The 19,073-nt window shown below is 67.6% G+C and carries 21 protein-coding genes and 3 pseudogenes; 9 read left to right on the forward strand and 15 right to left on the reverse strand.

Annotation, left to right across the window (positions count from 1 at the left end; translation table 11 throughout):
• Window positions 1–19: 19 nt before the first annotated feature.
• From ACFQBT_RS19770 to ACFQBT_RS19780, 3 genes are read left to right on the forward strand one after another with little or no spacing between them, the layout of a single operon-like run.
• Window positions 20–811, forward strand: a complete 792-nt coding sequence (locus tag ACFQBT_RS19770) for an HAD family hydrolase (protein ID WP_377819831.1) — start codon at window positions 20–22, stop codon at window positions 809–811.
• Window positions 808–1,617, forward strand: coding sequence for a TrmH family RNA methyltransferase (locus tag ACFQBT_RS19775; protein WP_377819832.1), 810 nt, complete (start codon window positions 808–810; stop codon window positions 1,615–1,617). Before ACFQBT_RS19770 ends, ACFQBT_RS19775 begins: the two co-directional genes overlap by 4 nt.
• Window positions 1,618–1,660: 43 nt before the next feature.
• Complete coding sequence (locus tag ACFQBT_RS19780) at window positions 1,661–2,314, forward strand: VOC family protein (protein WP_377819833.1); 654 nt, start codon at window positions 1,661–1,663, stop codon at window positions 2,312–2,314.
• Between the two features lie 12 nt (window positions 2,315–2,326).
• On the opposite strand, the gene ACFQBT_RS19785 is transcribed toward ACFQBT_RS19780, so the two are convergent.
• The 4 genes from ACFQBT_RS19785 to ACFQBT_RS19800 are packed head-to-tail and all read right to left on the reverse strand — an operon-like array spanning window position 2,327 to window position 5,108.
• A complete protein-coding gene (locus tag ACFQBT_RS19785) occupies window positions 2,327–2,545 on the reverse strand; it encodes a heavy-metal-associated domain-containing protein (protein WP_377819834.1) in 219 nt (72 codons plus the stop codon).
• Between the two features lie 10 nt (window positions 2,546–2,555).
• Complete coding sequence (locus tag ACFQBT_RS19790) at window positions 2,556–2,837, reverse strand: metal-sensitive transcriptional regulator (protein ID WP_377819835.1); 282 nt, start codon at window positions 2,835–2,837, stop codon at window positions 2,556–2,558.
• Between the two features lie 37 nt (window positions 2,838–2,874).
• A complete protein-coding gene (gene purB, locus ACFQBT_RS19795; protein ID WP_377819836.1) occupies window positions 2,875–4,290 on the reverse strand; it encodes an adenylosuccinate lyase in 1,416 nt (471 codons plus the stop codon).
• 44 nt (window positions 4,291–4,334) lie between these two features.
• Window positions 4,335–5,108, reverse strand: a complete 774-nt coding sequence (locus tag ACFQBT_RS19800) for a VOC family protein (protein WP_377819837.1) — start codon at window positions 5,106–5,108, stop codon at window positions 4,335–4,337.
• Between the two features lie 105 nt (window positions 5,109–5,213).
• Here ACFQBT_RS19800 and adhP point away from each other — a divergent pair.
• Window positions 5,214–6,232 (forward strand): annotated as a pseudogene (gene adhP, locus ACFQBT_RS19805) (alcohol dehydrogenase AdhP).
• A 99-nt stretch (window positions 6,233–6,331) separates the two neighbouring features.
• Here the strand turns inward: adhP and ACFQBT_RS19810 are convergent.
• From ACFQBT_RS19810 to ACFQBT_RS19825, 4 genes and pseudogenes are all read right to left on the reverse strand, one after another.
• Complete coding sequence (locus tag ACFQBT_RS19810) at window positions 6,332–7,210, reverse strand: galactokinase (protein ID WP_377825693.1); 879 nt, start codon at window positions 7,208–7,210, stop codon at window positions 6,332–6,334.
• A 155-nt stretch (window positions 7,211–7,365) separates the two neighbouring features.
• Window positions 7,366–7,503, reverse strand: a pseudogene (locus tag ACFQBT_RS19815) (galactokinase family protein); the annotation flags it as partial.
• Complete coding sequence (galT, locus tag ACFQBT_RS19820; protein WP_377819839.1) at window positions 7,500–8,597, reverse strand: galactose-1-phosphate uridylyltransferase; 1,098 nt, start codon at window positions 8,595–8,597, stop codon at window positions 7,500–7,502. The pseudogene ACFQBT_RS19815 and the gene galT, both read right to left, overlap by 4 nt.
• A gap of 6 nt (window positions 8,598–8,603) precedes the next feature.
• Window positions 8,604–9,359: a DUF4282 domain-containing protein gene (locus ACFQBT_RS19825; protein ID WP_377819840.1), complete on the reverse strand. Its 756-nt coding sequence runs from the start codon at window positions 9,357–9,359 to the stop codon at window positions 8,604–8,606.
• A 180-nt stretch (window positions 9,360–9,539) separates the two neighbouring features.
• Between ACFQBT_RS19825 and ACFQBT_RS19830 the strand changes: the two genes are divergently transcribed.
• The 5 genes from ACFQBT_RS19830 to ACFQBT_RS19850 are packed head-to-tail and all read left to right on the forward strand — an operon-like array spanning window position 9,540 to window position 13,382.
• A complete protein-coding gene (locus ACFQBT_RS19830) occupies window positions 9,540–10,118 on the forward strand; it encodes a TetR/AcrR family transcriptional regulator (protein WP_377819841.1) in 579 nt (192 codons plus the stop codon).
• A gap of 24 nt (window positions 10,119–10,142) precedes the next feature.
• Entirely contained in the window at window positions 10,143–11,519 is a 1,377-nt protein-coding gene (locus tag ACFQBT_RS19835; protein WP_377825695.1) for an MMPL family transporter, read from the forward strand.
• A 5-nt stretch (window positions 11,520–11,524) separates the two neighbouring features.
• The gene (locus ACFQBT_RS19840) at window positions 11,525–11,908 is read left to right on the forward strand and encodes a hypothetical protein (RefSeq protein ID WP_377825697.1); all 384 of its coding nucleotides are present in this window, start codon (window positions 11,525–11,527) and stop codon (window positions 11,906–11,908) included.
• Window positions 11,908–12,417, forward strand: a complete 510-nt coding sequence (locus tag ACFQBT_RS19845) for an MMPL family transporter (RefSeq protein WP_377825699.1) — start codon at window positions 11,908–11,910, stop codon at window positions 12,415–12,417. The genes ACFQBT_RS19840 and ACFQBT_RS19845 overlap by 1 nt, the downstream gene beginning before the upstream one ends.
• A 50-nt stretch (window positions 12,418–12,467) precedes the next feature.
• On the forward strand, window positions 12,468–13,382 hold the full coding sequence (locus ACFQBT_RS19850) for a M56 family metallopeptidase (protein WP_377819843.1): 915 nt from the start codon (window positions 12,468–12,470) through the stop codon (window positions 13,380–13,382).
• A gap of 3 nt (window positions 13,383–13,385) precedes the next feature.
• Here the strand turns inward: ACFQBT_RS19850 and ACFQBT_RS19855 are convergent, their stop codons facing one another.
• The 7 genes and pseudogenes from ACFQBT_RS19855 to ACFQBT_RS19885 form a co-directional block, all read right to left on the reverse strand.
• Entirely contained in the window at window positions 13,386–14,162 is a 777-nt protein-coding gene (locus ACFQBT_RS19855; protein WP_377819844.1) for a hypothetical protein, read from the reverse strand.
• Between the two features lie 26 nt (window positions 14,163–14,188).
• The gene (locus tag ACFQBT_RS19860; RefSeq protein ID WP_377819845.1) at window positions 14,189–14,980 is read right to left on the reverse strand and encodes a hypothetical protein; all 792 of its coding nucleotides are present in this window, start codon (window positions 14,978–14,980) and stop codon (window positions 14,189–14,191) included.
• Window positions 14,977–16,431, reverse strand: a complete 1,455-nt coding sequence (locus tag ACFQBT_RS19865; protein WP_377819846.1) for a glycoside hydrolase family 3 protein — start codon at window positions 16,429–16,431, stop codon at window positions 14,977–14,979. The genes ACFQBT_RS19860 and ACFQBT_RS19865 overlap by 4 nt, the downstream gene beginning before the upstream one ends.
• On the reverse strand, window positions 16,431–17,258 hold the full coding sequence (locus ACFQBT_RS19870; RefSeq protein WP_377819847.1) for a carbohydrate ABC transporter permease: 828 nt from the start codon (window positions 17,256–17,258) through the stop codon (window positions 16,431–16,433). Before ACFQBT_RS19870 ends, ACFQBT_RS19865 begins: the two co-directional genes overlap by 1 nt.
• The gene (locus tag ACFQBT_RS19875) at window positions 17,255–18,211 is read right to left on the reverse strand and encodes a carbohydrate ABC transporter permease (RefSeq protein ID WP_377819849.1); all 957 of its coding nucleotides are present in this window, start codon (window positions 18,209–18,211) and stop codon (window positions 17,255–17,257) included. Before ACFQBT_RS19875 ends, ACFQBT_RS19870 begins: the two co-directional genes overlap by 4 nt.
• A 117-nt stretch (window positions 18,212–18,328) precedes the next feature.
• Window positions 18,329–18,913 carry an extracellular solute-binding protein gene (locus ACFQBT_RS19880; RefSeq protein ID WP_377819850.1) on the reverse strand — a complete coding sequence of 195 codons (585 nt, stop codon included), beginning with the start codon at window positions 18,911–18,913 and terminating at the stop codon, window positions 18,329–18,331.
• Window positions 18,883–19,073, reverse strand: a pseudogene (locus tag ACFQBT_RS19885) (ABC transporter substrate-binding protein); the annotation flags it as partial. The gene ACFQBT_RS19880 and the pseudogene ACFQBT_RS19885, both read right to left, overlap by 31 nt.

Below are 19,073 nucleotides of genomic sequence, written 5' to 3' on the forward strand. Positions count from 1 at the left end.
CGCCCCGTACAGTGAGCGCGTGACCCGGAAGCTCGTGGCCCTGGACGTCGACGGCACGTTGCTGCACTTCGACGGGACGATGTCGGATGCGGTACGGCACGCCGTACGCGCCGTCGTCGACGCGGGCCATCACGTCGTCATCGCAACGGGCCGGTCCGTCATCGCGGCCACCCCGATCGCCGAGCACATCGGTCTGACCGACGGCTATGTCGTGTGCTCCAACGGGGCCGTGACGATCACGCTCGACCCGGCCGCGCCGGCCGGTTATCACGTGATCGAGACGGTCACCTTCGACCCCGGCCCGGTGCTGGGCAAGCTGCGGGACGCGTGGCCGGATGCGACCGTCGCCGTCGAGGTGCTGGGCGAGGGTTTCCTGCTCAGCGCACCGTTCCCCGAGGGGGAGCTCAACGGAGTGCAGAAGGTCGTCTCCTGGGAGGAGTTGGAGCAACACCCCACGACGCGCCTGACCTTCCGTTCCTCCAGCGGCACCGCGGAGGACTTCCTGGAACTGGCCGAGCGGCTCGGTCTGCACGAGGTCAACTACGCGGTCGGGTTCTCGGCGTGGATGGACATCAACCCCGAGGGCGTCTCGAAGGCCTCCGCCCTGGAGCAGGTACGCCGATCCCTGGGCGTCGAACCCTGCGACACCGTCGCGGTCGGAGACCACCGCAACGACCTGGAAATGCTGGAGTGGGCCGCGCGCGGGGTGGCGATGGGCCAGGCCCCGGACGAGGTGAAGGCCGTCGCCGACGAGGTCACCGGGACCATCGAGCAGGACGGTGCGGCCACCGTCCTGCGCTCGCTGTTGTGAGCCTGCACATCACGTCCGCGGCCAACCCGCGACTCAAAGCCCTCGCGACGCTGCGTCGCCGTCGCGGTCGCGAGCAGACCGGGCAAACCCTGGTCGAGGGGTACGACGAGCTGGGCCTGGCCCTGTCCGCCGGGGTGTGCCCGCAGACGCTGTTCCTCTGCCCGGACCTGATGGCGGATCCGGCGGGCCAGCAGGACGTCGTCGACACGGCCACGGCCGCGGGCGCCGAGGTCATCACCCTCAGTCGCGCTGCGTTCGAGAAGGTGGCCTATCGCGAGGGAGCGGACGGTTTCCTGGCTGTCGTCCCTGCTGTCCTGGCGCGCCCCGAGGACCTGGAACTACCGGCGCAGCCGTTACTTCTCGTGGCCGAGGCGGTCGAGAAGCCCGGCAATCTCGGTGCGATGCTGCGGACCGCCGACGCGGCGGGCGTCGATGCGTTCGTGGCTGCCGATCCGGTGACCGACTGGGGCAATCCGAATGTCGTGCGGGCCTCGAAAGGGACCGTCTTCTCCGTGCCGGTCGCCGCGGCCCCGACCACGGCGACGCTGCAGTGGTTGTCCGCACACGGCGTACGTCTGGTGGCCACTACCCCCGACACGGACACGCTGCATACGGACGTGGACCTGACCGGTCCGGTCGCGATCGCGGTGGGCACCGAGAAGACCGGGCTGACCGAAGAGGTGCTGGACGCGGCCGACGTGAAGGTCCGAATCCCCATGTCCGGCATAGTGAATTCGCTCAATGTGGCGACGTCGGCGGCGATCGTTATCTACGAAGCGGTCCGGCAGCGACGAAGCGGAGGCTGACCCCCGATTCGGTGTGGGCGATCACAGGTGGCACCATCTGAACATGCGAGTCGATCACGTTGTCTACGCAGCAGAGCCCGATGGTTTGATCGCGACGGCCAAGCGCCTCGGCGATGAGCTCGGCACCGAACCGGTCGATGGCGGTGTGCACCCCCGCTTCGGCACGCGCAACTCGATCATCCCGCTACTCGACGGCCGGTTCCTGGAGGTTGTGGAGGTCCTCGACCACCCCGCCTCGGACAAGGCGCCCTTCGGTCAGGCGGTCCGTGCCCGCTCCATCGGTGGTGGCGGTTGGATGGCGTGGGTCGTCGGCGTCGACGACATCGCGATCGCGGAGGGCTTGGTCGGCCGTACCTCCGCTCCGGGTCTGCGGCACCGCCCCGACGGGATCGAGCTCACCTGGAAGCAGTTGGGCGTGAAGGGCTTGACCAACGACGCGCAGGTGCCGTTCTTCATCCAGTGGGGCGACGGTGTCCCGCACCCGTCGACCGACGGCCCCGCCCACGCGTCGCTCAAAGGCATGGCGATCGCGGGCTCTCCGGACCGGGTTCGCGAATGGCTGGGCCTCACCGGTGAGCCGGGGGTGGACCGTGAGGACTGGGAGCCGGAGATCGTGTTCGACTTCGCGGCGCCGAAGGGCACCCCAGGTCTGATGTCGATCACCTTCGCGACGCCGAACGGCGACGTCACGATCTGAGGTCCTCGGACCTCAGTCCCCGGTGACCACCTGGTAGCCGGCCTCGTCGACGGCCGCGGCGATCAGCTCGGGGTCGACCAGATCCTCGCTGAGGATGGTGACCGGCGAGTCGCCGCCGCTGATCAGCTCGATGTGGACATCGCTGACCCCGTCGAGCGCGGTCAACTCCTCGGTGACCGCACGCACGCAGTGCTCGCACGTCATGCCCGACACCTTCACCTGCTGTTGCATTGCGTCTCCTTCAGCTTCGCACCAGCCGCGCGATGGCGGCTGAGGCTTCTTCGACCTTGGCCTGCGCGGCCTCGTCGGACTCGCGGGCGGCACCAACGACGCAGTGCCCGATGTGATCCTCCAGCAGGCCCAGGCTGACCGACTGCAACGCTTTGGTGATCGCGCTGATCTGGGTCAGGACGTCGATGCAGTAGGTGTCCTCATCGACCATGCGCTGCACGCCCCGCACCTGTCCCTCGATGCGACGCAGCCGCTTGAGGTAGTCGTCTTTGCTCCCGGTGTACCCAGCCATAGCTCAAGCCTACACTGATACCCCCTCGGGGTATACGTCAGTGGATGTCGAGGTAGGCGACCAGGTTGGGCGCCAGACCGACGTACGTCGCGGGAGTCATCGTCAGGAACCGCTCCTCGACCTCACCCGGCAGGCCGAGCCCCTTGACGAACTCGCGCAGATCCTCGCCGTTGATCCGGCGGCCGCGGGTGAGTTCCTTGAGCCGTTCGTAGGGCTGCTCCATCCCGGGCACGCCCTGGGCGCCGAGCGCGCGCATGGCCGACTGGATCGGCTCGGCGAGCACCTCCCAGTTCGCCTCGAGATCGGCCAGCATCGCATCCGGTACGGCGTCCAGACCGGCCAGCCCGCGGCTCACGTTGTCCATCGCCAGGACCGAGTGCCCGTACGCCGTGCCGACGTTGCGCTGCATCGAGGAGTCGGTCAGGTCGCGCTGCAGGCGCGACTGGACCAGCGTCGCCGAGAGGACGTCCAGCAACGCGTTGCTGACCTCGAGGTTGGCCTCGGCGTTCTCGAAGCGGATCGGGTTGACCTTGTGCGGCATGGTCGAGGAACCCACGGTGCCCTGGCCGCGGACCTGCGCGAAATAACCCATCGAGATGTAGGTCCACATGTCGGTGCACAGGTTGTGCAGGATCCGGTTGAAGCGGGCGATGTCGGAGTAGAGCTCGGCCTGCCAGTCGTGGCTCTCGATCTGGGTGGTCAGCGGGTTCCAGGTCAGGCCCAGGCCTTGGACGAAGGACTTGGAGATGCCCACCCAATCGGCGCCGGGCACCGCTTCGACATGCGCGCCGTACGTCCCCGTGGCCCCGTTGAGCTTGCCCAGGTACTCGGCGTCCTTGACCCGGCGCAGTTGGCGACCCAAGCGATGGGCCAGCACAGCCAACTCCTTGCCCATGGTCGTCGGCGTCGCCGGCTGGCCGTGGGTGTGCGCCAGCAAGGGGGTCTCGGCCAGATCCCGGGCCATGGTCGTGACTTGGTCCACCAATGCGGTGGCCTTCGGCAGCCAGACCTGTTGTGTCGCGCCCTGCACCATCAGCGCATAGGACAGGTTGTTGATGTCCTCGCTGGTGCAGCAGAAGTGGATCAATTCCGACAACCCGGCCGCGTCCGCGTCGCCCACGATCGCCGGCAGCCGACGCTTGAGGTAGTACTCGACCGCCTTCACGTCATGCACGGTTTCCCGTTCGATCTCGGCCAGCTCGGCGATGTCGTCGGCCCCGAAGTGATCGACGATGGCGCGCAGGTGGTCCTGCTCTGCGCCGGTCAGTTCGCGGACCCCGGGGACGACGTGCTCGCTGGTCAGGTGGATCAGCCACTCGATCTCGACGTGCACCCGCTGCCGGTTGAGGGCCGCCTCCGACAGGTGATCGACCAGCGGCGCCACGGCGGCGCGGTAGCGGCCGTCGAGGGCACCGAGGGCGATGGGCGGGGTGATGTCGGCCAGCGAATGCATGCCCCGATTCTCCCGTGCCCGCCCATCGCGGGGCAAAACGCGGGCTACAGGGTGAAATTGGTCGTCGGCTCCACGAGGTTGAACAACTCACCGCCCAGGCCCTGGATGGTCGCCTCCGGCCCGGCGACGGTGTCGAGCGTCATGATGATTTCTCCATCGAGCTCCTGGGCGATCTGGGCCGAGGCGTCACGCGATGCGACGTTGAAGTGCACCAGCCAGCCGACCGGTACGTCCTGCGGCGCCTGGTGCAGACCGCCGACGACCTGACCGTCCTTCTCGATGAAGAAGTAGCCGTCGGCGTCTGCTTCGCGGTAGGTGTAGCCGAAGACTGCTGCGTAGAACTCCTGGGCGGCGGTGCCGTCGTGGGTCAGCAGATCCGACCAGCCCACCGAGCCCGGCTCGTCGATGAGTTCGAAACCGTGGTGTTCCTTGCCCTGCCACACGCCGAAGACGCCGCCCTGCGGGTCCACGCACACGCTCATCGTGCCGAGGTTGCCCACATCCATGGGTTCCACGATGACCTGGCCGCCGTACTGCCGGACCGCGGCCGTCGTCGCCGCGGCGTCGTCGCTGGCCAGGTAGAGCAGCCACACGCTCGGCTGCTGGGGATCCATCTTCGGGGCCAGGCCGGCCACGGCGGCGTCGTTCTTGAAGCACATCCGATAGCCGCCGTACTGCTCGTCGCCCTCTTCGACCCGCCAGCCGAACAGTTCGCCGTAGAACGTCGCCGCGTGATGCAAGCGGCGATGCTCGGTGTCGAAGCTGATGTCGATCCAGCAGGGATAGCCGGCGGGCCAGTTCGTGTCGCGCGTGGTCATGCCCTGAGCGTACGGCGCTCGCGAAACCCCGATGCAACCTTGCGGCCAGTAGCGTTGAAGTCCGGCTCCGCAACGGGGCGGAGCCAGCGACGTCAGGAGATGCTGATGAGCACGATGAAGGCTGCGTACGTCACGGAGTTGGGTGACCGACTCACCGTCGGGGAGTACGACAAGCCCGCCCCCGGGCCCGGAGAGCTGCTCGTGAAGCTGGTTGCCTCCGGCGTCTGTCACACGGATTTGCATGCGGCGCAGGGAGATTGGCCGGTCAAACCAAGCCCGCCGTTCGTGCCCGGGCATGAAGGCGTCGGCGAGGTGGAGGCCGTCGGTGAGGGAGTCGAAGGCTTCAAGGTCGGCGACCTGGTCGGCAACGCGTGGCTGTGGTCGGCGTGCGGGCACTGCGAATACTGCCGCAGCGGCTGGGAGACCCTTTGCGAGCAGCAGAAGAACGGCGGCTACTCCGTCGATGGTTCCTTCGGTGAATACATGCTGGTGGACGCGACGTACGCCCCGCGGATCCCAGCCGGCTCGGACCCGTACGAGGTGGCGCCGGTGCTGTGCGCGGGCGTCACCGTGTACAAAGCGCTGAAGGAGACCGAGGTGCGGCCCGGGCAGTGGGTCGTCATCTCCGGGATCGGCGGTCTGGGGCACGTTGCGGTGCAGTACGCCAAGGCCATGGGCATGCGAGTCGCCGCGGTGGACATCGCCGACGACAAATTGGACCTGGCCAAGGAACACGGCGCCGAGGTCATGGTGAACGCGGCGACCGAAGACCCCATCGGTGCGATCCAGGCCCAGACCGGCGGAGCCCATGGAGTATTGGTGACCGCGGTGCACTCGGAGGCGTTCGGGCAGGCCATCGGAATGGCACGGCGCGGCGGCACCATCGTCTTCGTCGGGTTGCCCCCGGTGACTTCCCGGCGCCCATCTTCGACATCGTGCTGAAGCGCCTCACGGTCCGTGGGTCGATCGTGGGCACGCGCCAGGACATGATCGAGGCGCTGGACTTCTACTCCCGCGGCCTGATCCATCCGACGATCTCCACCCGGTCCCTGGAGGAGATCAACGACATCTTCGATGAGATGAAGGACGGTGCCATCGAGGGTCGCGTGGTCATCCGCTACTGAACGGCGGGGCGGTCACCTACTCGGCCGTCGTCACTGTCTCGGTCGCGTGCGCCCACGCCGTCCGCGGCAGTGCAGATTTCCGAGTTTCTGACGGCGGGATCAACTGATCCGGCGAGCACCGTCGGACGGCACGGCGACGAACGAAGCCGGTTCGTTGAAGTTCTCGGCCGTCGCGGCCGCCACGCACGCCTCGGCGACCGTCTCGGCCGCGTCCTGGTCGACCAGGGCGATCACGCACCCGCCGAAGCCACCGCCGGTCTGTCGGGCGCCATAAGCCCCTGCGCGCACAGCGGTTTCGGCGATCAGGTCGGTCACCGGCACGGTGATCTCGAAGTCGTCGCGCATCGAGAGGTGCGACTGGTTGAGCAACGGTCCGATCATCCGCGGGTCGGAGCCGTCGGTCAGCAACGCGGCGACCTGCTCGACACGGGCACTGTCGGTGATCACGTGCCGGGCGCGACGTAGCAACAGATCGGGCAGACCGTCCAGATCGGCCACGGTGGCGTCGCGCAGCGCCGGGACGCCCAACGCCGCGGCGGCCTCCTGGCAGGATCGCCGCCGCTCGGCGTACTCCCCGCTGACCAGAGCATGCGGCGCACGGCTGTCGATCACCAGCAGCGCCAGGCCGTGCGCGGACAGGTCGAACGGGATCTGGGTGATCTCGACCGATCGGGTGTCGATCTGCATCGCGTGCCCGGATCTCCCGCAGACAGAAGCCAACTGGTCCATCAACCCGGTGGGTGCACCGGCGATGTGGTTCTCGGCGTCCCGACCGAGGTCGGCGACCTCGGTGTCCGTCAGACTCCAACCTGCCAGATCGACCCAGGCACGCGCCGTACCGCAGGACAACGCCGCCGAGGACGAAAGCCCCGCTCCCGTGGGCACGTTGGAGGTGACGGCGATGTCCAGGCCGGGTACGTCGAATCCCCGTTGCGCGGCCGCCCAACCCACTCCGGCGGCGTAGGAGGCCCACCCCACCGACTCTCCGTCGTGCAGTTCACCGAGGTGGACGCTCGCGGACGGATCGGGTACGTCGGGGAGTCGGTGTGCAGCCGCACGGTGTCGTCGTCACGACGGCGCGCCGCGACCCAGGTGCCTTCCGCCAGGGCGATCGGAAGCACGAATCCGCCGTTGTAGTCGGTGTGTTCGCCCATGATGTTCACCCGGCCGGGTGCGAACCACACCCCGTCCGGTGCCGCGTCGAACCGGTCGCGGAAGGTGGCCTCCAGATCATCGACCGAGCGGGGCGCTGGCGTCCGGACCGCGCTCATGCCAGGTCCCGGAGGCGCGCGGCCAGCGGCTCGGCCAGGATGTCGGCGATGAAGGCACCCTGCCCGGATTCGGAGCCGGCGAGGTACTTCAGCTTGTCCGGCCCGCGCCGGATCGAGGTGAGCTCCAGGTGCAGCCATGCCTCGTCGCGCAGTGCGGTCGTGTCGGGATTGTCCGGATCGGGCGCCGGCGCTTGCTGCCAGCCGGCGATATAGGGCAGCCGCGAGTCGTACATGCGGTCGAAGCGGCCCAGGATGTCCAGGTAGATGAGGGTGAACGCGTCGCGTTGCGCCTCGTCGAGTTCGCTCAGGTCGTGCACTCGCCGCAGCGGGTAGAGATGCACCTCCACCGGCCAGCGGGCCGCGAACGGCACGAACGCGAGCCATTCCTCGTTGCTCGCCACGGTCCGCGGCCCCGCCTGTTCGAACGCGATGAGATCGCCGAAGAGGTTCCGCCCGTGGGCTTGACGGTGGGCGGCGGCGTGCATCAACTCGGTGTACGCCCGGGGCGGAATGAACGGGTAGCCGTAGATCTGCCCGTGCGGGTGCTGCAGGGTCACCCCGATCTCGATACCCCTGTTCTCGAACGGGAAGACGTGCTTCACGACCTCGAGTTCATTGAGGTACGTCGTGCGGTCGGCCCACGCGTCCACCACCAGCCGTGCCTGGGCCGGGGTGAGCGCAGCGAAGGTGGAATTGTGATCGCTGGTGAAGCACAGGACTTCGCAGCGACCGGTCGCGGGACGGATCTGCTCGAACCCGTCGTTCTCGGTTATCACGCCCTCGATCTGCGTGGCGAAAGATGGAAAACGGTTCTCGAAGGCTACGACCTGGTACTCGGGCGAGGGGACCTCGGTCATCCGGCCATCGCGCGACGGGCACAGCGGGCACTGATCGGCCGGTGGCATGTAGGTGCGGTTCTGCCGCGCCGACGAGACGGCGATCCATTCACCGGTCAGCGGGTCATGCCGCATCTGCGACATGACGACCGACGGCTCCAAGGGCCGGCGATCGACCGACGGCACCCGGTGGGTGCCGTCGGCGTCGTACCAGATGATCTGTCGGCCGTCGGCCAGCAGCGCCTCGGTGCGCTCCACGGCGGCTTACTTGCTACTCGAGTCCTTGTCGCGACCGGCGATCTTGGCGATATTCAGCGCCACCTCGAGCAGGATCCGCACGGAGATGATGAAGAACAACAACCAGATGATGTCGGCGATGGTGTGGAACGTCGCCGAACCGCCACCCATGTTGCTGTAGCCGTTGGTGGAACCCCAGTAGTAGGTCAGGTTGCTGAGCAGGTTGAGCACCGCCCACACGATGGCGCCGAGGAAGACGATGCTGGCCAGCCTGCCGGTCAGCGACTTCTTGAACTGCAGGTCCGAGAACAGCGCGCCCAGACCGTCACCGGCGCCCTTGGCGACTTTGCCGGCATCGTTGGCGAACTGGCCGCCCACCGCTGCCGCCTGTTGACCGAAGCCCGGACCGCTCGGCTGCTGCGCCTGCTGCGGAGCGCCCTGCTGGGGGTACCCCTGCTGCGGATACCCCTGCTGGGGGTAGCCCTGACGCGGCGCGCCCTGGGGAGCGCCCTGCTGGGGATAGCCCTGTGTCGGCTGCTGGTACTGCGAGGGGCGCGGTTGACCGGGCGCCGGTTGGCCGGTTGCGGGCTGCTGCGCGGCGGCGGGCTGGGGAGCCTGCTGGTGGGTAGGGGCTTGGTACGGCGCCTGCGGCTGACCGCCGGCGGGGGTGCCGTGCGTGGTGGTCGGTTGGGTGTGCTCCGGACCGGGGTAGGACTGACCGAGACTGCCCGGCTGGGCGGGCTGCTGGGGGTCCGGGGTGTTAGGGGTATCGGAGTCGGTCATGGTCGTCTTCCTCGAAGAATCGCGTCGGGAGTGCTTCTTGTTCTCAACCTAGCCGAGGCCGCCCACACCCTCGGGTTACGCGCCGAGGGGTACGCGGCGGTCTGCCGCGCACCCGGGTGAGGCGCGGATCACACCGACCCGAATTGCACTTTGAGGCATCAAAATGCAAACGTTTTGTTCATGTCCACCCTGACGCGCCGAGACCAGACGGCACGGCGCATCACCTTCTGCGCCCAGAGTCTGGCCGTCCAGCAGGGTTACGACCACTTCACCCTCGACGAACTGGCCGAGCAGGCCGGGGTGTCCCGGCGCACGCTGTTCAACTACTTCCCGGGCAAGCTCGATGCCGTCCTCGGCGCCCGTCCCGGCCTGCCCACCGAGGCCGTCGAGAGGTTCGTGGCCGGTGGCCCGCAGGGTGAGATTCTCGGCGATCTCGGCGAACTGGTCTGCGCGCTGCTGACCGTGTGGGGACCACTCACCCGCGAGCAGTGGGCCACCATGCGAGATTGCCTCATCGCCAATCCGAGGGTGTTCAACGCGGCGATCGAACGCTTTGATGACATCGCCAAGACCATGACCGAGTTGGTCGAGCAACGCTCCGGGTTGCCGCGCGAAGAGGCGTGCGTCGCGCTGAGTGTGATCAAAGGGGTCTTCGGGAGCGCCCTGGACCAATTCGTCGAGCGCCCCGACGACCGAAGCCTCGACACCATCGTCCGTGACCACCTGCGGGTGGCCCGGTCCCTACTTTCCATCCGCTGAACCGCACTCACCGAACGAGGAACCATGGCGACTCTGCTCTACAAGCTCGGCCACGCGGCGTACCGCAAGTGGTATTACTTCCTGGCCGCCTGGATCGTGGCGCTGGTCGGGTTCGGCGCCCTGGCGGGAGCGGTTAAGCAGCCCTATCAGGACACCTTCTCCATCCCCGGCATCCCGTCGCTGCAAGCGCAGACGATGCAGCAGAAGCTCTTCCCGGGCACCGGGAACGCCGAGGACCAGGCATCGGTCACGGTCGTCGTCGCTGCGCCGAAGGGTCACACCCTGAAGGAGCCCACGTACTCCAATGCCGTGAACGACCTGATCGCGCAGTTGAAGAAGGTCCCGCAGATGCCGGCGGACGCCAAGACGCTGGTCAACCCGGTGCAGGCCTCGGCGGCGCAGTACCAGATGGCGGTGCAGGCCGCGGTCAAGCAGGGACAGCCGCAGGCGGTCGCCGAGGCCAACGCCAAGGCGCTGCTACCGCTGTCCGCCGACGGCCGGATCGGCACGATGACCTTCGACTTCGACGTCGCCAAGGTGACCGATGTGAAGCCGGCCAGCCAGGATGCGGTGCTGGACGCACTGGCCGACGCGCGCAAGAGCGGTCTGCAGGCCGAGGTCAACGGCAGCGGCATGCAGAGTTTCGATGTCGAGGGTGGCTCGGGAGAGCTGCTCGGTGTCGCGGTCGCGGCGCTGGTCCTGTTGATCACCTTCGGCTCCCTGGTCGCCGCCGGCCTGCCGATCCTGTCGGCCTTCGTCGGCGTCGGCGCAGGGACCATCGGGGTGATGATCGCCAGCAAGTTCACGACTATCAGCACCACGACTCCGATCCTGGCCACGATGATCGGTCTGGCGGTCGGGATCGACTACACCCTGTTCATCCTGTCCCGGTACCGCTCGGAACTGCGGAACACCGACGACCGCGCCCACGCGGCCGGTCTGGCGGTCGGAAAGGCCGGCTCCGCGGTGGTCTTCGCGGGCCTGACCGTATTGATCGCACTTGCCGCGCTGGCCGTCGTCGGCATCCCGTTCCTGACCACGATGGGTATGGCGGCTGCGGGCACCGTGTTCTTCGCGGTGCTGGTTGCCCTGACCCTGTTGCCGGCGATCCTCGGCATGTTGAAGTCGCATGCGTTCGGTGGCTCGTTCCGCACCCCGCACCGCGAACTCGACTCCGACGGCAAAGTCATCAACAACGGTGTCCGCTGGGCACGCTTCATCGGGAAGCGACCGGCCGTCATCGGCGGCATCATCACGCTGGTGCTGATCGTGCTGGCGGTGCCGGCCAAGGATCTGCACCTGGCGCTGCCGACCGACTCGACGGCGGCAACCAATACCACCCAGCGCAAGGCCGCCGACCTCATCACCGAGGGCTTCGGCCCCGGCCGGGCCGCGCCCTGATCACCGTGGTCGACGCCACCGGGATCCAGGACCCCAAGGAGCGCCTCGCGGCGTTCGGCGGGGTCACCGAGTGGGCCGCGAAACAGGGTGACGTGGCCAACGCCCAGGTGATCGCGGTCAACCAGGACTCCACGGGTGCGCAGATCCTGATCACGCCCAAGTCGGGTCCTGACGACGAGGCGACGACGACGTTGCTGCAGAACCTGCGCGACGGTCAGGCAGGTATCGAATCCCAGACCAAGACCACGGTCGGCGTCACCGGGGTCACCGCCATCCAGACCGACGTCTCCGACGCCTTGACCTCGGCGTTGCCGATCCTGGCGATCCCGGCCTCACCGCCACGATCGGCTTCCTGCTGTCGGTCCTCGCGACGTTCGGTGCGACGGTGATGATCTTCCAGAAGGGCGCCTTCGGGATCTTCTCCGGCGAACCGATCGTCAGCTTCCTGCCGATCATCCTGATCGGGATCGTCTTCGGCCTGGCGATGGACTATCAGGTGTTCTTGGTCAGCCGGATGCGAGAAGCCCACGTGCACGGGGCCGACGCCCATGAGTCCGTCGTCGACGGCTTCCGGCACGGTGCCCGCGTCGTGACGGCCGCGGCCTGCATCATGATCTCGGTGTTCGCGGCGTTCATGCTGCAAGGTCAGCAGTTCATCGTCTCGATGGGCTTCGCGCTCGCGGCCGCCGTCTTCTTCGACGCCTTCCTGGTCCGCATGACCCTGATCCCGGCGGCGATGTTCCTCATGGGGGAGAAGGCCTGGTGGCTGCCGAAGTGGCTGGACAAGATCCTGCCGGCGGTGGACGTCGAGGGCGAGAAGCTGCAGGCCATCAGCGGCGACTCCTCGCAGCACACGCCCAAGCACGCCGCCCACGAGGAAGCACCCGACCCGGTCTGATCGCCTGCGAACCGGCGCCGGCAGCCCTCCGATTGCGAGACAATGGAGGGGTGCCGGCGCTGATTCTTCTGTTCATCGCGGCGGCATGCGTGCTCACGACCCATGTGCTGCCGCGGTGGCGCGGTCAGGTGCGCGCGCCGGGTTCCAGCCTGTTCCTGTGGCAGGCGGTTTCGGTCGCCGCGATCCTGGCCGGCGTCCTGCTCGCCCCCGTGGCCGTGCTCGGCGTCGTCCGTGACGGCCCCGACCTACCGAATCCCGCTGCCCACCTGCCGTTGGTGCTGGTGGCCGTCGTCATCTCCGGTGTCCTGTGCGGTCGCCTGGCCGTCCGGGGCCATCGAGTGGGTACGGCGTTGCGGACCTCCCGGCGCCAACATCGCGAACTCGTCGACCTGCTCGCGGTGGATCCCGGCGGCGAGCCGCTACCCGACGTACGTCGATGGCGCGCCCTGGGCAGCCCGCCGCACTCCCTGCGCGTGCTCGCGCTCGAGACGCCGACGGCGTATTGCGTCCCCGGCCTCAGTGGCCGTGTGGTGGTCAGCGACGCGGTCGGCGAGCGGTTGGGACCGGTCGGCCTGCAGGCGGTCCTGGCGCACGAGGTGGCCCACCTACGGCAGCGGCACGACCTGATCCTGGAGTTCTTCACGGTGCTGCACACCGCCGTACCCACCGCGTTGCGCAGTGATCACGGGCTGAGTCGCGGCCGCTTGCTGGTGGAGATCCTCGCCGACCGCGGCGCCGAACAGGTTGTGGGTCGCACGCCGGTGGCCCGCGCGATCGTGTTGCTGGCGGATGCACCGCATCCCGCCGGGGCGATGGGTACCGGCGGCGCCCCGGCCGTCGCGCGTCTCGAGCGGTTGGCCGATACTCGTTCCTACACTGCCCAGACGGTGATCGTGAGCCTGGTCAGCGCGGTGCTGATCGCGCTGCCGCTGGCGGTCACCGCCTGGGCGCTGGCGGGGTACTGACCCTCACCCCTGGATGGCCCCCGCCGGTGCGGTGGCCGGGGCAACAGCGTTCCACCGGTCGAAGACGTACCTCTCGGTCTTGCCGCCCTCGGTGTGCTCGGCGCGCATCAGATGTCCCGAGCCGTCGGCGGCGATGATCCCCGTGGTCTGGCTGTCGGCGATCCGCCAAGCCGGCACACCGTTCTCGGAAACGGTGGTCAGTTTCATCTTCGTGGTCTTGGCGTCGCTGAAGTCGCTTTCCATCTCATCGAAGAGGCTCTTGAGGGTCAGATCGCTGAAGCTCTGGGCGGCGGTCGAGGGAACCACCACCCATTTACCGGCGTAGGTCGAGCCCTTGGTGTTGCCCGAGGACTTGTAGTACGCGGCGTCCCCGTTCACGTATTCCTTGCCGTCGACCACGACGAACTGCACCACACCGCCGTCGGTGGCGGAGCTGTTGGAGATCGAGCCGCGCTGGTTCTTGCCGTCGACGGTTCCGGCCAGCTCGATCTTGATCGTGTCCTTGCCATCGAGATCCTCGGCGACCACGTGCGCGCTCTTGACCTGCGCGAAGCCGGCGTTCATCTGGCGCACGGCACCCTGCACGGTGGGAGTTGCCGCGGCGGCGCTGGTGGTCGACGTCGGGCTGGCGGAGGAGGTGGAGCTTCCGGTCGTCGTACTCGCACCGGCGGAGTTGCTGCCGGTCGTGCTGACCGTGGTGGTGCCGCCGCAGGCGGCCAGCGCAAGGGCCAGGCCAGCAGCAGCGACGGACAGGGTGGTTCGGGTGACGTGACGGGTCATCCGGTCATGGTAGGTGCTGGTCGCGCTCAGGTCGTCACCGCATTCGACGGGGCATCGACCGTGGGTGCCGAGTCCCACTGGTCGAACGTGTAGGCCTGGGTGTTCAGCAGGCCCTTGTTGGATGCGCGCAGCAGCCGGCCGCTGCCGTCGGCAGCCACCAGGATCGTGGTCTGGGCGTTGGCTGCCTGCCAGATCTTCTTCCCGTCGCGGCTCGACTCGGTGACGGTCAGGCCGCGGCTCTCACTCCTGGACAGGTTGGAGTTCAGGTCGCTGAAGATGGTTCGCAACGTGAAGTCCCGGGTGGTCGATGCGGCACTGGCTGCCGGGATCGACAACCAGCGTCCGGCGACTTGCTTGGCCCGGGAGCTCGGCACCCCGGAGTATCGGTAGTACGCCTCGTTGCCGTTCACGTAGACGCGCGCGTCGACCGTGCGGATCTCCGCCTTGACGTTGTCCTTGTTGATGGTGAGCACGGTGCGTTGGTTGCTGCCGTCCACGGTGCCGGAGACGTCCAGCGTCCGCGTTTCGTCGTTCTTGGTGTATGTCGCGACCAGGTGAGCGCTCTTGGCGGTGGTGAAGTTCGCGGCGATCTGGCGGGTGAGGTCCTCGGCGGTGGGCAAGCCGCCGGTACTCGACGCGCTGCTACCGGGGGTGGTGCTTTGTGTCGGGCTTGCTGAAGGCGTAGGGCTGGCTGGAGGCGTCGAGCTGGTGGCGCCCGAGGGCAGCGTCAGATGGATCGATGACGCACAACCGGTCAGGCTCAGCGCCAACGCGCACGAAGCGGCGATTCGGGCAAGACGAGGTCGTGCGATGCTCACCTGTCTGATCGTAGGTGCGACCCGGGACGCAATGCCTCCGCAAGAGCGTCGGTCAGGACGCGGGCCTGCCCCCAGGTGCACACCACGGCCGGGTGTCGCAGGGCGGCGGGGGTGGGCCAGCCCAGCTCGACGGCGATCGCTTCCGGATTCTGCTCCAGGCAATGGGCCAGCCACGCCCAGACCCGAGGATCACTGCTGGCCCGGCGCCCGACGATCACCGCTGGTCCGCTCGGCGGCACAGTCTGATCGAGCGCATCGACGGCGACGTCGGTACTCGAGCCGAGGGCCAATTGACCCCAGACCGTCTCTCCGACAGCGGGGTTCGTGCCGCTGGTGATGCGGAGGACCGTGACCGGGCCGGGCGCAAGGTGGGGCGCGTCGGACACGACCCGGTCGGCGACGGCTCGTGCTCGAGCGCGTCCGGTGGCGATGGTGGCCGGATCGGGCATGGCCGCGCCGGTCCATCGCTGCCGCAGTGCGCCGACGCGCTGCGCTGCGTCGAGCAGCCGGTTGGCCGCGAGACTGCCGTCACGGACCGCGGCTTCGATGGCCTGCACGCACTCGAGCAGTACCGTCGGCGTCGGTCCGAGAAGCGGGCCCAGGCACAGTAGATCCGCTCCGGCGACGAGGGATTCGACGGCAGCGGCCGGGATTCCGCGACCCTGGCTGGCACCGGCCATATCGAGCGCGTCGGTGACGATGACCCCGTCGTAGCCCAGTTCGTCGCGCAGCAGCTCGGTGAGGACCCGGTGGCTCAGGGTCGCGGGGCGGCCGGGATCGAGGGCCTGCAACACAACGTGCGAGGTCATGATGGCCGGCGCTTGTGACGCGATGGCCATCCGGAACGGCAGGAGCTCGCGCTCGCGCAGGGTTGCCGCGTCGGCTGTCACCGTGGGCAGTGACACGTGGGAGTCGGTCGCGGTGTCGCCGTGGCCGGGGAAGTGTTTGAGACAGCCGGCGACACCCGCGTCGGCGAGGCCGGTGAGATAGGCCACCGTGTGCCGCCCGACCAGCTCCGCGTCCGCACCGAAGCTGCGGGTGCCGATCACCGGGTTGCGCCAGTTGCTGTTGACATCGGCCACCGGCGCGAGGTTGAACCACACTCCCGCATCGCGCAATTCGGTACCGACGGCGGCGGCGACCACGCGCGTGGCGTCCTCGTCGTCGACCCGACCGAGGGCGGCGTTGCCCGGGTAGGGGCTACCGTCGAGAGCGTGCAGCCGGGTGACGTCCCCGCCCTCCTCGTCCAAGGTGAGTACGGCGTCCGGAGCCAGGGCGCGTACCTCGCGTCCCAGCGCCGCGAGTGAGGATCCTTCGGCGATGTTGTTGCCGTAGAGGCAGATTCCGCCGAGCCCGGCCTCGTAGGCGGCGGGTAGCCAAGCCGGGATCGAGGTGCCGTCGAACGCGGCGAGCAGGACGCCGTACGCCGCGCGTTTGATGTCGGCGCTCATCAACCCTTCACCGCACCCGACACCAGGCCCGAGGCCATCTTGTTCTGCACGATCATGAAGAACACGATCACCGGCACCGCGACCAGGGTCGCCCCTGCCATGACGGCCGGCCAGTCGACGGCCTGGTTGGACACGCTGGACAGTCCGCGCAGCCACAGCGGCAGGGTCCGGTTGTTGGGGTCCATCACCACGACGGCCAGGGTGTATTCGTTCCAGGCCTGCAGGAATCCGTAGACGCTGCAGGCGACCAGGCCCGGCGCGAGCAGCGGGAAGGTCACCCGGAAGAACGCGCCGATGCGGCTGCACCCGTCGACCATCGCGGCTTCCTCGAGCTCCAGCGGCACGCCATCGACGAATCCGCGCAGCATCCAGATGGTGAAGGGCAGGATCATCGCGGTGTAGAGCAGCGCCAGGCCGAAGGCGGTGTTGTAGAGGTTCCAGTCGGCCAGCATCTTGTACTGGGAGATGAACAACGCCTCCGGCGGGATCATCTGCACGGCGAGCACGATCAGGATGAAGGAGATGCGGCCCCGGAAGCGGAACCGGGAGATCGCCACCGCGGCGATGAAGGCGCAGATCACCGCTGCGACGATCGCCATGAGGGTCACGATCAGCGACAGTTTCAGCGAGGCCAGGAAGTCCGCACCGAAAACCCTGCTGTAGGCGGAGAAGTCGAAGCTGGGGAAGAAGGCCGGCGTCGTGCCGCGCAGCTTCTCGATCGGTTGCAGCGAGCTGTTGACGATCCAGTAGACCGGGAAGACCCACAGGACCGCGAGCAGGATGGCGACGGTGTTCCAGCCGCGGGTGCGCATTGCCTTGGATTTCATGCCTGAGCCTCCTTCAGCAACGAGCGGATGTAACCCGAGCTGATGATCAGCGTCATCAACAGCACCAGCAGGGCCAACGCCGAGGCGACGCCGTAGTTGCTGTTACCGACGCCGAGTTGGTAGATGAACGTGCCGAGCAGGTTGGTCTCACTGACGGTTCCGCCGACGCCCTGCAAGTAGTTGATCTGGGCGAAAACCCTCAGGTCCCAAACGATCTGGAGCAGAACCACGATCGAGATCACCGGTCGGATGGTGGGGTAGATGATGTAGCGGAGTCGTTGCAGACCGCTGGCTCCATCGAGCGCGGAGGCCTCCAGCATCTCGTCGGAGACCTGGGTGAGGGCCGCGTAGAGGGTGAACACCACGAAGGGCACGCTCATCCAGACCACGATCACGGTGGCCACGAAGAAGAAGGACAGCGGATTGATCAGCCAGTTGTGCTGGTCGAAACCGGAGAACCCCAGGTGAACCAGTGTCCAGTTGATGACGCCGTAGGAGGTGTCAAAGAGCCACTGCCACACGGTCATTGCTGCGATGACGGGCATCGCCCAAGCCAGCAGGAGGCAAACCTGCAGGATGATCCGCGGCACGGTCGAGATGCGGGTCATCAGCAGTGCGATGGCGGTCGCGATGAGCATCGTGACGATGACATTGACGGCGCAGAAGGCCAGGGACCGGATGACCACGGCCCATACGTCGGGATCGGTGAAGACGGCCTTGAAGTTGTCGACCCCGTTAAAGGTGGCCGGCTGTCCGAACTGTTGGGCGCGGCCGTAGTGCTGGAACGCCATGATGCACTGGCGCACTAGCGGGATGCCCAGTCCGATGGCCAGCACGACGATGGCGGGAAGCAGTAACAACCAGGGACCCAGTGACCGACTGACCCATTGGCGCCGTACCTTCTTGGGCTGTTGGCCCGTCACGGTCACGGGTTCGTTGATGAGGATCGTCATGTCCTGGCCTGGTCGATTCGATTGCTGGGCAGAAAGATTGGTGTACGTCGGGAGCCCGGCTTGGCGGGGTCGCCGGACTCCCGACGTAGTTGGTGTGGGCTCTGCGAGCCCGGTGGATCAGGAGCTGGCGTTCAGCGCCTTCTCCAGTTCGGCATCGGTCGCCTTGGCGGTGCTGGCCACGTCAGCGCCGCTCGCGATCTTGCCGAAGAACGCCTCCATCACGTTGGAGGTCTCGATGCCGGCCCAGTTGGGCGAGGTCGGCGTCAGCTTGGAGTTGCTGGCCGCCGAGATCGCGGCCTTGGCGAACTCGTCGGTGCCCATCAGCGAGGTGAAGTTGGAGTTCGCCGGCCCGAGGCCGTTCTTGGCGAGCAGCTTCTGGTAGTCGTCGCTGTAGATCAGCTTCAACAGGTTGAACGCCTGGTCCTGGTTCTTGGACTTGGCCGCAATGCCCAGGTCGGAACCACCGGCGAAGACCGGGGCCGCTCCACCGTCGGTGCCCGGCAGCGCGAACGCGCCCAGGTCAGCGGTCTTGGACTTGTCGACACTCCACCGGGCCCAGCTGGGCGCCATGAACATGGCGTTCTGGCCGTTGTTGAAGGCAGTCCACGGCTCGGCGTCCTTACCGTCCTTCGGCGCGACGGTGGAGTTCTTGGCCAGATCCTGCCATTGCGTCAGGCCCTTGATGCTGTTGGCCGAGGACAACTTGCCGACCCACTTGCCCCCTCCTGGGTGGCGATGTCGCCGCCGTTGGCGAACAGCCAGCTGATGCCGTTACGCCAGTCCTGGCCGGGCACCCAGAAGCCGGAGTACTTGGAGTTGCCGGCCTGCTTCTGCTTCAACGTGACCGCAGCCTTGTTGAAGT

The organism is Branchiibius cervicis (assembly GCF_042661605.1).
Classification (GTDB): domain Bacteria; phylum Actinomycetota; class Actinomycetes; order Actinomycetales; family Dermatophilaceae; genus Branchiibius; species Branchiibius cervicis.

Bases quoted from the DNA above. Each gene is read 5' to 3' on its own strand.
- ACFQBT_RS19845 (WP_377825699.1), top strand. From the start codon at position 11,908: ATGATCTTCCAGAAGGGCGCCTTCGGGATCTTCTCCGGCGAACCGATC.
- ACFQBT_RS19855 (WP_377819844.1), bottom strand. From the start codon at position 14,162: ATGACCCGTCACGTCACCCGAACCACCCTGTCCGTCGCTGCTGCTGGC.
- ACFQBT_RS19830 (WP_377819841.1), top strand. From the start codon at position 9,540: ATGTCCACCCTGACGCGCCGAGACCAGACGGCACGGCGCATCACCTTC.
- ACFQBT_RS19835 (WP_377825695.1), top strand. From the start codon at position 10,143: ATGGCGACTCTGCTCTACAAGCTCGGCCACGCGGCGTACCGCAAGTGG.
- ACFQBT_RS19870 (WP_377819847.1), bottom strand. From the start codon at position 17,258: ATGAAATCCAAGGCAATGCGCACCCGCGGCTGGAACACCGTCGCCATC.
- ACFQBT_RS19800 (WP_377819837.1), bottom strand. From the start codon at position 5,108: ATGACCACGCGCGACACGAACTGGCCCGCCGGCTATCCCTGCTGGATC.
- ACFQBT_RS19790 (WP_377819835.1), bottom strand. From the start codon at position 2,837: ATGGCTGGGTACACCGGGAGCAAAGACGACTACCTCAAGCGGCTGCGT.
- ACFQBT_RS19865 (WP_377819846.1), bottom strand. From the start codon at position 16,431: ATGAGCGCCGACATCAAACGCGCGGCGTACGGCGTCCTGCTCGCCGCG.
- ACFQBT_RS19825 (WP_377819840.1), bottom strand. From the start codon at position 9,359: ATGACCGACTCCGATACCCCTAACACCCCGGACCCCCAGCAGCCCGCC.
- ACFQBT_RS19785 (WP_377819834.1), bottom strand. From the start codon at position 2,545: ATGCAACAGCAGGTGAAGGTGTCGGGCATGACGTGCGAGCACTGCGTG.
- ACFQBT_RS19780 (WP_377819833.1), top strand. From the start codon at position 1,661: ATGCGAGTCGATCACGTTGTCTACGCAGCAGAGCCCGATGGTTTGATC.
- ACFQBT_RS19875 (WP_377819849.1), bottom strand. From the start codon at position 18,211: ATGACGATCCTCATCAACGAACCCGTGACCGTGACGGGCCAACAGCCC.
- purB (WP_377819836.1), bottom strand. From the start codon at position 4,290: ATGCATTCGCTGGCCGACATCACCCCGCCCATCGCCCTCGGTGCCCTC.